We start from the raw sequence: 13,386 nt of genomic DNA on the forward strand, positions 1-13,386 counted from the left end.
TGCTGGCTGCTTTGAGGGTAGGCGACGATACCCACTCCGTCATCGCGGCTTATGCCTGACTTAGTGCAGGATGGAATAAAGCGTTGTTTTTTCCAAGCCTCGGATTTGCCGTAAAGTGGATTGCAGCAGGCAGGTTCGGCCTTTTCGCGGGCCTGGCAACAAAATCAGATGGCCTATACGGCAGGAGAATCCCGTGAGCGAACAACCTTCATCCGCGCATTGGCAGTTGCAGAGCATTGTCACTGGCCTGCGCGGCGCCCGTGAGCAATGGCGCACCCGTAATGGCCGCAGCATCGGTGAGCAGGGCGGGCGCGAGCTGCCGTCGCGCGAAGCGATGCGACAGATTCTGGAACAACTTTGCGGCGCGCTGTTCCCCATGCGGCTGGGACCAGTCGACCTGCGCGAAGAAAGTGAAGACTTCTACGTCGGCCATACCCTGGATGCCGCGCTGACCGCCTTGCTGGCCCAGGCTCGTCTTGAACTTCGCTATGCGGCACGACAGAGCAAGGCTGAGCTGGCTGGCGTCGACGCCCGTGCGCTGAGCCTGATCCAGGGCTTTGCCGCTGCGCTGCCGGAACTGCGCGTACTGCTCGACACCGATGTACTGGCCGCCTACCACGGCGACCCGGCTGCGCGCAGCGTCGATGAAGTGCTGCTGTGCTACCCGGGCATCCTGGCGATCATCCACCACCGGCTGGCGCACCACCTGTACCAAGCCGGCCTGCCGTTGCTGGCGCGGATCAGTTCGGAGCTGGCGCATTCGGCCACCGGCATCGACATCCACCCGGGGGCGCAGATCGGCCCGAGCTTCTTCATTGATCACGGCACTGGTGTGGTCATTGGTGAAACCGCGATCATCGGCGAGCGCGTGCGCATCTACCAGGCGGTGACTCTGGGTGCCAAGCGTTTCCCCAGCGATGAGTCGGGGACTCTGCACAAAGGCCTGCCGCGTCACCCGATCGTCGAGGACGATGTGGTGATCTATGCAGGGGCCACGGTGCTGGGGCGTATCACCATCGGCAAGGGTTCGACCATTGGCGGTAATGTGTGGCTGACTCGCAGTGTGCCGGCTGAAAGCAACATTACTCAGGCCAACCTGCAGCTGGATTGCCAGGACAAGAACTGATCCCGCATTGAAATTGCCTGTGCCGGCCTCTTCGCGGACAAGCCCGCGCCTACACGGAACGTACCAAATGTAGATGCGGGTTTACCCCGCGAAGAGACCGGAACAGGACGACCCAATCAGCGCCCCAATTCGCATTGAAATCCGATCCATGTTTAACTTGAACGCTTGTTCAATGAAAAAACGCTGGTCCGCTGCCGGTGTTCAACAGGAGGATTCCTTTGCTGAACCCGTTCATTCCGAACCTCACGTCATTCGACGAGGTGCACGCCCGATGAGTGCACCGAACCCTTCCCTTTCCAATGGCAAGATCCGCATGAACCCCCCGGTGTTCTACTTTGCGGCAAGTTTCATCCTCATCTTTGGCCTGGTAGTCATCTCCAATCCGCAAGCCGCAGGTGACTGGTTGCTGGCGGCGCAGAACTGGGCGGCCAACACGGTCGGCTGGTATTACATGCTGGCGATGACGCTGTACCTGGTCTTCGTGGTGGTCACCGCCTTGTCTGGCTACGGCAAGATCAAACTCGGTGCCGACCACGACGAACCCGAGTTCAGCTACCTGTCGTGGGCCGGCATGCTGTTCGCCGCCGGCATCAGCATCACGCTGTTCTTCTTCTGTGTCTCCGAACCGCTCACCCACATGCTGCAACCGCCCCAAGGCGAAGCAGGCACGGTCGAGGCCGGGCGCCAGGCGATGCAGATCTTGTTCCTGCACTGGGGCCTGCATGGCTGGGGCGTGTTCGCCTTCGTCGGCATGGCATTGGCCTATTTCGCCTACCGGCACAACCTGCCACTGGCCCTGCGTTCGGCGCTGTACCCGTTGATTGGCAAGCGCATCAACGGCCCGATCGGCTATGCGGTGGACGGCTTCGGCATCATCGCCACGGTGTTCGGCCTGGGTGCCGACATGGGCTTTGGGGTGCTGCATCTGAACGCCGGTCTGGACTACCTGTTCGGCATCAGCCACAGCCAGTGGGTGCAGGTGATCCTCATCACCCTGATGATGGGCGCGGCTGTGGCCGTCGCCGTGGCCGGGGTGGAGAAGGGCGTGCGGGTGATGAGCGATATCAACCTGTTCCTGGCCTGTGCGCTGCTGCTGTTCGTGCTGTTTGCCGGGCCTACCCAGCACCTGTTCAACACGCTGATCCAGAACCTGGGCGACTACCTGGGGGCGTTGCCGCGCAAAAGCTTCGACGTGTATGCCTATGGTGAGAATCGTGGCTGGCTGGGCGGCTGGACCGTGTTCTACTGGGCCTGGTGGATTGCCTGGGCGCCGTTCGTGGGCCTGTTCATCGCCCGCATTTCCCGGGGCCGCACCATTCGCGAGTTCGTCTTTGGCGTGTTGCTGATCCCGCTGGGCTTCACCCTGGCGTGGATGTCTATCTTCGGCAACAGCGCCCTGGACCAGGTGATCAACCACGGCATGACCGCGCTGGGCCAATCGGCGTTGGATAACCCGTCGATGAGCCTGTACCTGCTGCTGGAAACCTACCCCTGGAGCAAGGCGGTAATCGCCACCACGGTGTTCATCAGCTTCGTGTTCTTCGTCACCTCGGCCGACTCGGGTACCGTGGTGCTGTCGACCTTGTCGGCCAAGGGTGGGGGAGCTGATGAGGATGGGCCGAACTGGCTGCGTATCTTCTGGGGGGCGATGACTGCGCTGATCACCAGTGCGCTGTTGTTCGCTGGCAGCATCGATTCGCTGAAGTCGGCAGTGGTACTGACTTCGCTGCCGTTCTCGCTGATTCTGCTGTGCATGATGTGGGGGCTGCACAAGGCGTTCTACCTGGAGTCGCAACGGCAGATCGCGCAGATGCACTCGCTGGCCCCGTTCGCCCAGTCACGCCGGGGGCGTGGCGGCTGGCGCCATCGCCTGAGCCAGGCGGTGCACTTCCCGTCGCGTGATGAGGTGTACCGCTTCATGGATGATGTGGTGCGCCCTGCGATTGCCGATGTGCGTGAAGTGTTCGAGCAGAAAGGCCTGGTACTGATCACCCAGGACGACCCTAGCCATGACAACGTCAGCCTGAAGATTGGCCATGGCGAGGAACAGCCGTTCATTTACCAGGTGCAGATGCGTGGCTATTTCACGCCATCATTCGCCTTGGGGGGGCTGGGTACGCAGGAGTTGAAGAACCGTCGCTATTACCGGGCGGAGGTGCACCTGAGCGAAGGCAGCCAGAACTATGACCTGGTGGGCTATAGCAAAGAGCAGATCATCAACGACATCCTCGACCAGTACGAGCGGCACATGCAGTACCTGCATTTGGTCCGCTAGACCGACGGGGCCGCTCTGCGGCCCATTCACAGCACAAGGCTGCACATGCAGGTCCATGCTGCAGGGCTGTCGTGCGTCGCGGTCAACCCATCCCGCATTCCACGTCGCAATGCCGCTGGCCTACAGGGGATCGCCTCCGTAGGTCAGCCACTCCCGCGCTAATCAAGAACGAAACTCATTAGGCTATAAGCAAACGTTTGCTTATAGCTAAAAGATATTATTCGTTGCGATTCTATAGTGACCGGAAGTAAAAATTTCTAACATATTCCTTAAAAATCTTACAAATTCATAAAACGGTCATTTTGGTTTTATAGGATTGTCATTATCCTGTAGCGCAGGTGGCGTCTTAGACCAAAGTCGCGAAACGTTTAGAAACGATTGACTTGATGGTCACGCTTTGGGACTAAATCGCCCATCCCGGTGAGCGGGGCATCAGACCCCTCCGCCAGAGATACACAAAAATTAGAACGTAGAGGAGCAAAACATGTACAAGTCCAGCCTGGCTCTGGCCGTGGCACTGGGGGTTCTCGCCCAACAAGCAGGCGCTGCCGGTTTCGTTGAGGACAGCAAGCTGTCGCTCAGCTCGCGCACCATGTACTTCAACAATGACAACCGTGACGGCGGGGCTGACAACCGCGAATCGGGTCAGGGCTTCAAGCTCGACTACCTGTCCGGTTTCACTGAAGGCACCGTTGGTTTCGGTGTAGACGTCCAGGCCCTGTGGGGTATTCATCTGGATGGCGGCCGCGGCAAACACCCTGACAACAGCTCCTTCTTCCCAAGTGACACCGACCGCTCGGCTGTAAGCCAGTGGGCCCGCGTGGGTGGTAACGCCAAGGCGCGTTTCTCGAAGACCGAAGTTCACTATGGTAGCGCTCTGGCGCCGAACCTGCCGATTCTGGTCTCCAACGATGGCCGCCTCCTGCCGCAGACCTTCGAGGGTGGCACTATCCAGTCGAAGGAAATCGACAACCTGACCATCAACGCCGGTCAACTGACCCATGCCATGGGCCGTGCTTCGAGCAACCGTACCGGCCTTTCGGTCAACGGCGCCACTGCCGATAGCAACAAGTTCATCTACGGCGGTCTGGACTACAAGCTCACCCCTGACTTGACACTGCAGTACTACTACTCGAACCTGAAGGACTTCTACAAACAGCACTTCCTGGGTGCGACCCACGTTTTCAAGATTGCTGATGATCAGTCCTTCAAAACCGACCTGCGCTACTTCGATAGCAGCAGCGATGGCAAGAACGGCGGACCAGGAGCGTATAACTTCAATAACAACGGCGGTTACGAGAAAAATGACGGCAAGGTCGATAACAAGACCTGGTCCGCAATGTTTACGTACACCTTGGGTGGTCATTCGCTGATGTTGGGCCATCAACAAGTCAGTGACGACGGTGGCTTTGTCTGGCTGAACCAGGGCTCGGTCCGCGATGGCAACAACCGTCCGGAAGGCGCCGGCGGCTCCAGCTTCTACCTGTTCACCGACAGCATGATCAACCAGTTCGCCAAGGCTGGTGAAAACACCACCTTCGGTCAGTACGCCTACGACTTCGCTCGCCTGGGCGTGCCGGGCCTGAAAGCGTCGGTTTCCTACCTGAAAGGTGAAGATGGCAAAAACGCCGTTGGCGGCGGCCACTTCAGCGAGTGGGAACGTGACGCCCGTGTCGACTACGTTATCCAGGACGGCACCTTCAAGGGCCTGGGCGCCAGCCTACGTCACGGCGTCTACCGTGGCACCGGCACCAGCTCGCTGGCTGACCAGGACCAGACCCGCCTGATCTTCAACTACACTTACAACTTCCTGTAAGCCGTAGCTGAACAAGAAGCCTCGCCTGATGCGAGGCTTTTTTATGTCTGCAGATTTTTATGGTTTTTGATTATAAATAAATTGTTATTTATTCCTTTAGTTCTTGGTCGATTGCAGGCACATTGAATCCCTAAGGTACAGAACCCAGCCTAGGAGCCGCAGCCCATGAGCCTCAAACTCGGCGATATCGCCCCCGATTTCGAACAGGATTCCAGCGAAGGCAAGATCCGCTTCCACGAGTGGCTGGGCAACAGCTGGGGGGTGTTGTTCTCCCACCCGGCCGACTTCACCCCGGTGTGCACCACCGAGTTGGGCCTGACCGCCAAGCTCAAGGACGAATTTGCCAAGCGCGGGGTCAAGGCCATCGCCCTGTCGGTGGACCCGGTCGACTCGCATCACAAGTGGATCGATGACATCAACGAAACACAGAATACCGTGGTCAACTTCCCGATCATCGCCGACGCCGACCGCAAAGTGTCCGACCTGTACGACCTGATCCACCCGAACGCCAGCGACACCCTGACCGTGCGCTCGCTGTTCATCATCGATCCGAACAAGAAGGTACGCCTGACCATCACCTATCCGGCCAGTACCGGGCGCAACTTCAACGAAATTCTGCGGGTGATCGACTCGCTGCAGCTGACCGACAACCACAAGGTCGCCACACCTGGTAACTGGCAGGATGGCGATGACGTGGTGATCGTGCCTTCGCTCAAAGATGAGGAGGAGATCAAGCAGCGCTTCCCCAAAGGTTACCGGGCGGTCAAACCCTATCTGCGCCTGACCCCTCAGCCCAATCGTTAATGGATTCCTCGTTGCATTGCTCTTAGCCAAGCAGGGATTTTCGGGCCGTTTCGACGGCCCTTTTTTATGCCTGTAAAAAAACTGTGAGAGCGGGCGCGCCCGCGAAGAGGCTCTCGCGGACAAAGACAATAATGGAATAAACAAATGAATAAATATGATTTCTAGATATATGAAGCGGCTGTTAATGTTACCTCCAACAGAACACAAGGAAGCGCAGCAATGCTGGTCGTCTCAATCGGTGGTAGCCCAAGTCTCCGTTCACGCTCCGGCGTGCTGCTCGAGCGTTCGCGCCAGTGGCTGCAGGACCGTGGCGTTGAAGTGGTGACCTTCCAGGTGCGTGACTTCCCCGCCGAAGACCTGTTGCATGCCCGTTTCGATAGCCCCCAAGTGCAACACTTCCAGCAGTTGGTGGCCCAGGCGGATGGCCTGATCGTTTCTACCCCTGTCTACAAAGCATCGTTTGCCGGTGCACTGAAGACATTGCTCGACCTGCTGCCCGAACGCGCACTGACCCACAAGATCGTGTTGCCAATCGCCACTGGCGGCAGCATCGCCCACATGCTGGCGGTGGATTACGCATTGAAGCCGGTGCTGTCGGCACTCAAGGCACAAGAGACCCTGCAAGGGATCTTTGCCGACGATAGCCAGGTGGCTTACGCAGAAGGTACAAAGCCCGCCCAATTGGTACAGGCGCTGGAAGAGCGCCTGCAGGACTCGCTGGAAACCTTCCACGCGGCCTTGACCCGTCGGCCGAACCCCGTGGCGCCCGGCGTACTGAATGAACGTCTGATCAGCGCTCGCTGGAGCATCTAACGGCATTACCCGCTTCACCACCTTACTCGCCCGTTAACGAGGCAAGCAGGTGCAACCCGAACCCATTCGCACAGGAGAGCGCCATGCGCACAGTCTTCTTGCGTCGTGGTCTGGTCGCCCTGTTCGCGGCGGCTGTGTCCTTCGGCGCCATTACCCAAGCCCAGGCCGAGAGCCTGCGTATCGGTTACCAGAAATACGGCACCTTGGTGCTGCTCAAGGCCAAGGGCACGCTGGAGAAGCGCCTGGCCGAGCAGGGAGTACAGGTGCAATGGACCGAATTTCCCGGCGGCCCGCAGTTGCTTGAAGGGCTGAACGTCGGCTCCATCGATTTCGGCGTAACCGGTGAGACCCCGCCTGTGTTCGCTCAGGCCGCTGGCGCCGACCTGCTCTATGTCGCCTACGAGCCGCCAGCGCCGCACAGCGAAGCAATCCTGCTGCCCAAGGGCTCGTCGATCCAGTCGGTGAAGGATCTCAAGGGCAAAAAGGTCGTCCTCAACAAAGGCTCCAACGTGCACTACCTGCTGGTCCGCGCCCTGGAAGACGCCGGCCTCAAGTACAGCGACATCCAGCCTGTCTACCTTCCTCCTGCCGACGCCCGCGCCGCCTTCGAGCGCGGCAGCGTGGATGCCTGGGTGATCTGGGACCCGTACCAGGCCGCCGCCGAGCAGCAGCTGCAAGCGCGCACCCTGCGTGACGGCAAGGGCCTGGTCGACAACCACCAGTTCTACCTCGCCACCCGCAACTATGCGACACAGCATCCAGCGGTGATCAACACCGTGATCGAGGAAGTGCGCGCTGTGGGTGAATGGTCCCAGGCCAACCCGCAGGAGGTGACCGAGCAGGTTGCCCCGCTGCTCGGCCTGCCTGCCGACATCACCCTCACCTCAGTCAAACGCCAAGGCTACGGCGCTGCGCCGCTAACCCCAGAGGTGGTGGCCGCGCAACAGAGGATCGCTGACACCTTCCAGGCGCTCAAGCTGATACCCAAGCCGCTGAGCATCAAGGACGTGATCTGGACACCCCCGGCCAAGGTCGCTAGCGCGCCTTGATTGACTGCCTGTGCCGGGGCGTCGCTCCGGCTAGAGCCACCCTTGAGGAGACGACTCCAATGAGCCTTAACATTTTCTGGTTCCTCCCAACCCACGGTGACGGCAAGTACCTGGGCACTTCCGAAGGCGCACGTGCGGTCGACCACGGTTACCTGCAGCAGATCGCGCAGGCCGCCGATCGCCTTGGTTTTGGTGGGGTGCTGATCCCGACCGGGCGCTCCTGCGAGGACTCCTGGCTGGTGGCCGCGTCGCTGATCCCCGTGACCCAGCGCCTGAAGTTCCTGGTAGCCCTGCGCCCGGGCATCATTTCGCCGACCGTGGCAGCACGCCAGGCAGCCACCCTTGATCGCTTGTCCAATGGCCGTGCGCTATTCAACCTGGTGACCGGTGGTGACCCGGACGAGCTGGCGGGTGACGGCCTGCACCTGAACCACCAGGCGCGCTACGAAGCTTCGGTCGAGTTCACCCGTATCTGGCGCAAGGTGCTGGAAGGCGAAAACGTCGATTACGACGGTAAGCACATCCAGGTAAAGGGCGCCAAGCTGCTCTACCCGCCGATTCAGCAACCACGCCCACCGCTGTATTTCGGCGGCTCGTCCGAGGCCGCTCAGGAATTGGCGGCCGAACAGGTCGAGCTGTACCTGACCTGGGGCGAGCCACCGGCAGCCGTTGCCGAGAAGATTGCTCAGGTGCGCGAAAAAGCAGCGGCTCAGGGGCGCGAAGTCCGCTTCGGTATTCGCCTGCATGTGATCGTGCGCGAAACCAACGAAGCGGCTTGGGCCGCCGCCGACCGCCTGATCTCGCACCTGGACGATGACACCATCTCTCGTGCCCAGGCTTCGCTGGCGCGCTTCGACTCGGTGGGCCAGCAACGCATGGCTGCCCTGCACGGCGGCAAGCGCGACAACCTGGAGGTCAGCCCCAACCTGTGGGCTGGCGTTGGTCTGGTACGTGGCGGGGCTGGCACCGCACTGGTGGGCGATGGTCCGACGGTGGCGGCGCGGGTGAAGGAATATGCCGACTTGGGGATCGATACCTTCATCTTCTCGGGTTATCCACACCTGGAAGAGTCTTATCGCGTGGCTGAACTGCTGTTCCCGCACCTTGATGTGCAGCGCCCAGAGCAGCCGAAAACCGGTGGTTATGTAAGCCCGTTCGGCGAAATGGTGGCCAACGACATCCTGCCCAAATCTGTGTCGCAGAGCTGAGGGCCTGGCCATGAGTCGTGCAACTTCCTCCAACCTGACCCAGCGCCTGGCGCCGTGGGCGCTGCCGGTGCTGCTGTTGGCAATATGGCAGTTGGCCGTCAGCGCTGGCTGGCTGTCGACGCGTATCCTGCCGGCACCTAGCGCAGTGGTAAGCGCTGGCGTCGAGCTGGTGCGCAGCGGCGAAATCTGGACCCACCTGGCCATCAGCGGTTGGCGTGCAGGCCTGGGCTTTGTCATCGGCGGCAGCATCGGCCTGGTACTGGGCTTCATCACCGGCTTGTCGAATTGGGGTGAACGCCTGCTCGACAGCTCAGTACAGATGATCCGCAACGTGCCGCACCTTGCGCTCATACCGCTGGTGATTCTGTGGTTCGGTATCGACGAGTCGGCAAAGATCTTTCTGGTCGCGCTGGGCACGTTGTTCCCGATCTACCTGAACACCTACCACGGCATTCGCAACGTTGACCCAGCGTTGGTGGAAATGGCGCGCAGTTACGGCTTGTCCGGCTTCGGCCTGTTCCGCCAGGTGATCCTGCCGGGGGCGCTGCCTTCGATCCTGGTGGGCGTGCGTTTCGCCTTGGGCTTCATGTGGCTGACGCTGATTGTTGCCGAAACCATTTCGGCCAACGCTGGCATCGGTTACCTGGCAATGAATGCTCGCGAATTTCTTCAAACCGACGTGGTAGTGCTGGCCATCGTCCTGTATGCCGTACTCGGCAAGCTTGCCGACCTTGCGGCTCGGGGCCTGGAGCGCGTGTGGTTGCGCTGGCACCCGGCCTATCAAGTTGCCAGGAAGGAGGGCGCATGACCGTGCTCAAGGAACAGCCACCACGCCTGCTGCGTGGCACCCCGCTGGCCTCCAAGGGCCTGCGCAAGACTTTTGGTCAACGCGAAGTTCTGAAGGGTATCGACCTGCACATTCCGGCCGGCCAGTTCGTGGCCATTGTCGGCCGCAGCGGCTGCGGCAAGAGCACTTTGCTGCGGCTGCTGGCCGGGCTGGACCAGCCCACCGCCGGGCAACTACTGGCTGGTGCCGCGCCGCTGGAAGAGGCCCGTGAAGAAACCCGCCTGATGTTCCAGGACGCGCGGCTGCTGCCGTGGAAGAAGGTGATCGACAACGTTGGCCTTGGGCTGTCTGGTGACTGGCGACAGCGTGCGCTGGAGGCCTTGGATGCGGTTGGCCTGGCCGACCGCGCCAACGAATGGCCGGCAGCGCTCTCGGGAGGCCAGAAGCAGCGCGTGGCTTTGGCCCGAGCCTTGATTCACCAGCCCCGTCTGCTGCTGCTGGACGAGCCACTGGGGGCGCTGGATGCATTGACCCGCATCGAGATGCAGCAACTGATCGAACGCCTGTGGCGTCAGCACGGCTTCACTGTGCTGCTGGTCACCCACGACGTCAGCGAGGCGGTTGCCGTGGCTGACCGGGTGATCCTGATTGAGGACGGCGAGGTCGGGCTCGACCTCACTGTTGACCTGGCACGGCCCCGGGCGCGTGGTTCGCACCGTCTGGCCGCGCTGGAAAGCGAAGTGCTCAACCGTGTTCTGTCCACCCCGGGCACTGCGCCCGAGCCGGATCCTGTAGCCCCTCTGCCCACGCAACTGCGCTGGGCGCACTGAATCCCAAAAGCCAAAAGGAAGCAAACCATGACTATCAAAGCCATCAATGTTCGCAACCAGTTCAAAGGTACTGTGAAAGAAATCCTCGAAGGCCCGGTACTGTCGGAAATCGACGTGCAGACGGCTTCGGGTATCGTCACTTCGGTGATTACCACCCGTTCCGTGCGTGAACTGGAGCTGCAGGTGGGCAGCGAAGTGATTGCCTTCGTAAAGTCGACTGAAGTGTCTATTGCAAAGCTGTGATGCTGCTGCTCGATAATGGGGCTGCTTTGCAGCCTTCGCGGGCACGCCCGCTCCCACAGGTACTTCGCAAGCTCCAGGGTATGCGCGGGCTCTGTGGGAGCGGGCGTGCCCGCGAAGGGCCGCCAAGCGGCCCCAGATTTCTCAGCTGGAACGCTTGGCCAGAAACGGCGGCAGATACAACCCCAGATACGCCTCGAATACACGCTTGCCTTCCTCGGCCATGCGCGGGGTGATCGCCTCGTGCAACTGCACCGACCGTGCATACACCCGGTCGCTCAATTCCATGCCCAGGGCAAACACATCCACATCCAGTGGCATCACCGGCAGGTGAAAATGCTGGTCGAACAACTTGTGCATCAAGTTGCCCAGTTCCATGTCGTGCTGCCGGTCGGCCTGCACCACCTCGCTCAGGCCATGCTGCGCCAGGATCAACTGCCGCGCTGCCGCATCCTCGTTATAGATATCAAGCATGCGTTCTTCAATCAGCCGTGACAGCTCGTGCCAGGTGCTGAACGCGCTGCTGTCGATCGGTGCGCTCAGGGCTTCGCGAAACGCCCGGTGTACATCCGCAGTAAGCGCCTCCAGCAAGGCCGGCACACTGGCGAAGAAGTGATACACCGACGACGGTGGAATCTGCGCCCGCTCGGCCACGCTGTAGATAGAAAGCGCCGCCACCCCTTGCTCGGCCAACAGCTCACGCGCAGCCGCCAGGATCGCCTCGATCCTGGCCTGGCTGCTGGCACGCGGTTTGCGCGGGGTGGTGGTGCGGTTCATCAACTGCTGATTGCCAGGATGCTGGCCTGGTAGGCACCGACGAACAGGTCGAAGTCGCCGACTTCTTCCTGTTCCAGCTCGGACTGCCTGGCGAGCGACTCGCGGGCCAGCGTCTCGAATGCCTGCTGTTTCTCGTTGCTCAGTGGTTGTTCGCGGAAAGTCTCGGCGTGTACACGGCTCTGGCGCAGCGAGAACTGGACGAAGCTCTCGTCATGCTCGGTCATGCGTGCCAGCACCTGGGCCGATGGGGTCAGTGAGGTGTCGTCGACCTTGGCCTGCTGGGCATCCAGGGCCTTGGCGTGCTCATCAGAGCCCTGCGTCTGATCGAGCAGGTTGGCCAACTCGCGGATACGCTCGATCAGCTCGCTGGCCCAGTCCTTCAGGCTGATCGGCTGGCCATTGCGGTGCAACTCCAGGCCCGGACGACGACCTTCCTTGACCACGGTCAGGAAGTTGCTGGTGCACTGGCCGCACTCGCCGTTGTCCAGTTGCGGGCTGTCTTCCAGCGCGCAGAACAGCAGGAATGCGTCGAGGAAGCGCGCCTCGGTCAGGTCGATACCTACCGGCAGGAACGGGTTGATGTCCAGGCAACGCACTTCCACATACTGCACACCGCGTGAAGTCAGGGCCTGGATCGGCCGTTCGCCGGAGTAGGTGACCCGCTTGGGGCGAATGTTCGAGTAGTACTCGTTTTCGATCTGCAGAATGTTGGTGTTCAGCTGAACCCACTCGCCATCCACATGCGTGCCGACTTCAACGTACGGCGGGTAGGGCGTGCCAACGGCCTTGCGCAGGCTGTCGGTGTAGCTGGCCAGGTTGTTGTAGCAGGGCGTAAGACCGGCCTGGGCGTTGCTCTGGTAACCCAGGTCGCTCATGCGCAGGCTGGTGGCGTAGGGCAGGAACAGGGTTTCGGCATCCAGCTCTTCAAGCTGGTGCGGGCGGCCACGCAGGAAGCCTTTGTCCAGTGCCGGCGAGGCGCCGAACAGGTACATCAGCAGCCAGCTGTAGCGGCGGAAGTTACGAATCAGCGCGATGTAGGCCGACGACTGGTAGTCGCGGTCATTTTCCGTACTGCCTTCGTCTTCGCGCAGCAATGGCCAAAGCGCTTCGGGCAGCGAGAAGTTGTAATGGATACCGGCAATACACTGCATGGTACGGCCGTAACGCAGGGCCAGGCCCTTGCGGTAGACGTGTTTGAGCTTGCCGATGTTCGAGCTGCCGTACTCGGCGATCGGGATGTCCTCCTCGGCGGGCAGCGTGCACGGCATCGACGGGCTCCACAGGTATTCGTCGCCCAGCTTGCTGTAGACGAAACGGTGGGTCTCTTCGAGGCTTTCGAGCACCTTGGCCGGGTCGGCCAGCGCCGGGGTGATGAACTCCAGCAGCGACTCTGAATAATCGGTGGTGATCTGCTCGTTGGTCAGCGCCGATCCCAGAGCTTCCGGATGCGGGGTCTGGGCCAGGCGACCTTCGTCGGTCACGCGCAGGCATTCGCGCTCAATACCGTGCAGGCACTGCTTGAGCAGGGGGAGATTGGCGCCGAGCAGGCTCAGGCGGCGGTTGAGGAGGTCGCTCAAGATGTATTCCTTCACGCGTCAGTCGCCCCAATATGGGGGTAGAGATAACGGTCTACAAGGGTAGGAAGAAAGGAACTGGCGTTG

General features: G+C 60.8%; 12 protein-coding genes. 10 read left to right on the top strand and 2 right to left on the bottom strand.

From position 1 onward, the window contains the following. Positions 1–193: 193 nt before the first annotated feature. The 10 genes from epsC (at position 194) to AC3B5Q_RS00970 (ending at position 10,951) form a co-directional block, all read left to right on the top strand. Positions 194–1,126 carry a serine O-acetyltransferase EpsC gene (gene epsC, locus AC3B5Q_RS00925; protein ID WP_021782585.1) on the top strand — a complete coding sequence of 311 codons (933 nt, stop codon included), beginning with the start codon at positions 194–196 and terminating at the stop codon, positions 1,124–1,126. A 313-nt stretch (positions 1,127–1,439) separates the two neighbouring features. Continuing rightward, on the top strand, positions 1,440–3,401 hold the full coding sequence (betT, locus tag AC3B5Q_RS00930) for a choline transporter BetT (protein WP_172402802.1): 1,962 nt from the start codon (positions 1,440–1,442) through the stop codon (positions 3,399–3,401). Positions 3,402–3,885: 484 nt separating this feature from the next. Further along, entirely contained in the window at positions 3,886–5,217 is a 1,332-nt protein-coding gene (locus tag AC3B5Q_RS00935) for an OprD family porin (RefSeq protein ID WP_021782587.1), read from the top strand. Positions 5,218–5,382: 165 nt separating this feature from the next. Further along, complete coding sequence (locus AC3B5Q_RS00940) at positions 5,383–6,021, top strand: peroxiredoxin (RefSeq protein WP_275966499.1); 639 nt, start codon at positions 5,383–5,385, stop codon at positions 6,019–6,021. Positions 6,022–6,240: 219 nt separating this feature from the next. Continuing rightward, positions 6,241–6,834 carry an NADPH-dependent FMN reductase gene (gene ssuE, locus AC3B5Q_RS00945; protein WP_084850419.1) on the top strand — a complete coding sequence of 198 codons (594 nt, stop codon included), beginning with the start codon at positions 6,241–6,243 and terminating at the stop codon, positions 6,832–6,834. An 83-nt stretch (positions 6,835–6,917) separates the two neighbouring features. After that, positions 6,918–7,883 (top strand): sulfonate ABC transporter substrate-binding protein, encoded by a 966-nt coding sequence (locus tag AC3B5Q_RS00950; RefSeq protein WP_103443301.1) that lies wholly within the window; start codon positions 6,918–6,920, stop codon positions 7,881–7,883. Between the two features lie 59 nt (positions 7,884–7,942). Beyond that, complete coding sequence (gene ssuD, locus AC3B5Q_RS00955) at positions 7,943–9,091, top strand: FMNH2-dependent alkanesulfonate monooxygenase (RefSeq protein ID WP_275966497.1); 1,149 nt, start codon at positions 7,943–7,945, stop codon at positions 9,089–9,091. Positions 9,092–9,101: 10 nt separating this feature from the next. Continuing rightward, the gene (ssuC, locus tag AC3B5Q_RS00960) at positions 9,102–9,899 is read left to right on the top strand and encodes an aliphatic sulfonate ABC transporter permease SsuC (RefSeq protein ID WP_003255831.1); all 798 of its coding nucleotides are present in this window, start codon (positions 9,102–9,104) and stop codon (positions 9,897–9,899) included. Beyond that, positions 9,896–10,708 carry an aliphatic sulfonates ABC transporter ATP-binding protein gene (ssuB, locus tag AC3B5Q_RS00965; RefSeq protein ID WP_003255830.1) on the top strand — a complete coding sequence of 271 codons (813 nt, stop codon included), beginning with the start codon at positions 9,896–9,898 and terminating at the stop codon, positions 10,706–10,708. Before ssuC ends, ssuB begins: the two co-directional genes overlap by 4 nt. 27 nt (positions 10,709–10,735) lie before the next feature. Next, positions 10,736–10,951 (top strand): TOBE domain-containing protein, encoded by a 216-nt coding sequence (locus tag AC3B5Q_RS00970; RefSeq protein WP_003255829.1) that lies wholly within the window; start codon positions 10,736–10,738, stop codon positions 10,949–10,951. 141 nt (positions 10,952–11,092) lie between these two features. On the opposite strand, the gene AC3B5Q_RS00975 is transcribed toward AC3B5Q_RS00970, so the two are convergent. Then, on the bottom strand, positions 11,093–11,725 hold the full coding sequence (locus AC3B5Q_RS00975; RefSeq protein ID WP_021782593.1) for a TetR/AcrR family transcriptional regulator: 633 nt from the start codon (positions 11,723–11,725) through the stop codon (positions 11,093–11,095). Further along, entirely contained in the window at positions 11,725–13,317 is a 1,593-nt protein-coding gene (gene gshA / locus AC3B5Q_RS00980; RefSeq protein WP_323600762.1) for a glutamate--cysteine ligase, read from the bottom strand. The genes AC3B5Q_RS00975 and gshA overlap by 1 nt, the downstream gene beginning before the upstream one ends. Positions 13,318–13,386: the final 69 nt, after the last annotated feature.

The organism is Pseudomonas sp. D5(2026), assembly GCF_057766845.1.

What these genes read in the sequence shown, in the direction of transcription:
- ssuE (WP_084850419.1), top strand. Translation starts at nt 6,241, where the DNA reads ATGCTGGTCGTCTCAATCGGTGGTAGCCCAAGTCTCCGTTCACGCTCC.
- AC3B5Q_RS00935 (WP_021782587.1), top strand. Translation starts at nt 3,886, where the DNA reads ATGTACAAGTCCAGCCTGGCTCTGGCCGTGGCACTGGGGGTTCTCGCC.
- AC3B5Q_RS00940 (WP_275966499.1), top strand. Translation starts at nt 5,383, where the DNA reads ATGAGCCTCAAACTCGGCGATATCGCCCCCGATTTCGAACAGGATTCC.
- AC3B5Q_RS00950 (WP_103443301.1), top strand. Translation starts at nt 6,918, where the DNA reads ATGCGCACAGTCTTCTTGCGTCGTGGTCTGGTCGCCCTGTTCGCGGCG.
- AC3B5Q_RS00970 (WP_003255829.1), top strand. Translation starts at nt 10,736, where the DNA reads ATGACTATCAAAGCCATCAATGTTCGCAACCAGTTCAAAGGTACTGTG.
- ssuC (WP_003255831.1), top strand. Translation starts at nt 9,102, where the DNA reads ATGAGTCGTGCAACTTCCTCCAACCTGACCCAGCGCCTGGCGCCGTGG.
- AC3B5Q_RS00975 (WP_021782593.1), bottom strand. Translation starts at nt 11,725, where the DNA reads ATGAACCGCACCACCACCCCGCGCAAACCGCGTGCCAGCAGCCAGGCC.
- betT (WP_172402802.1), top strand. Translation starts at nt 1,440, where the DNA reads ATGAACCCCCCGGTGTTCTACTTTGCGGCAAGTTTCATCCTCATCTTT.
- ssuB (WP_003255830.1), top strand. Translation starts at nt 9,896, where the DNA reads ATGACCGTGCTCAAGGAACAGCCACCACGCCTGCTGCGTGGCACCCCG.
- ssuD (WP_275966497.1), top strand. Translation starts at nt 7,943, where the DNA reads ATGAGCCTTAACATTTTCTGGTTCCTCCCAACCCACGGTGACGGCAAG.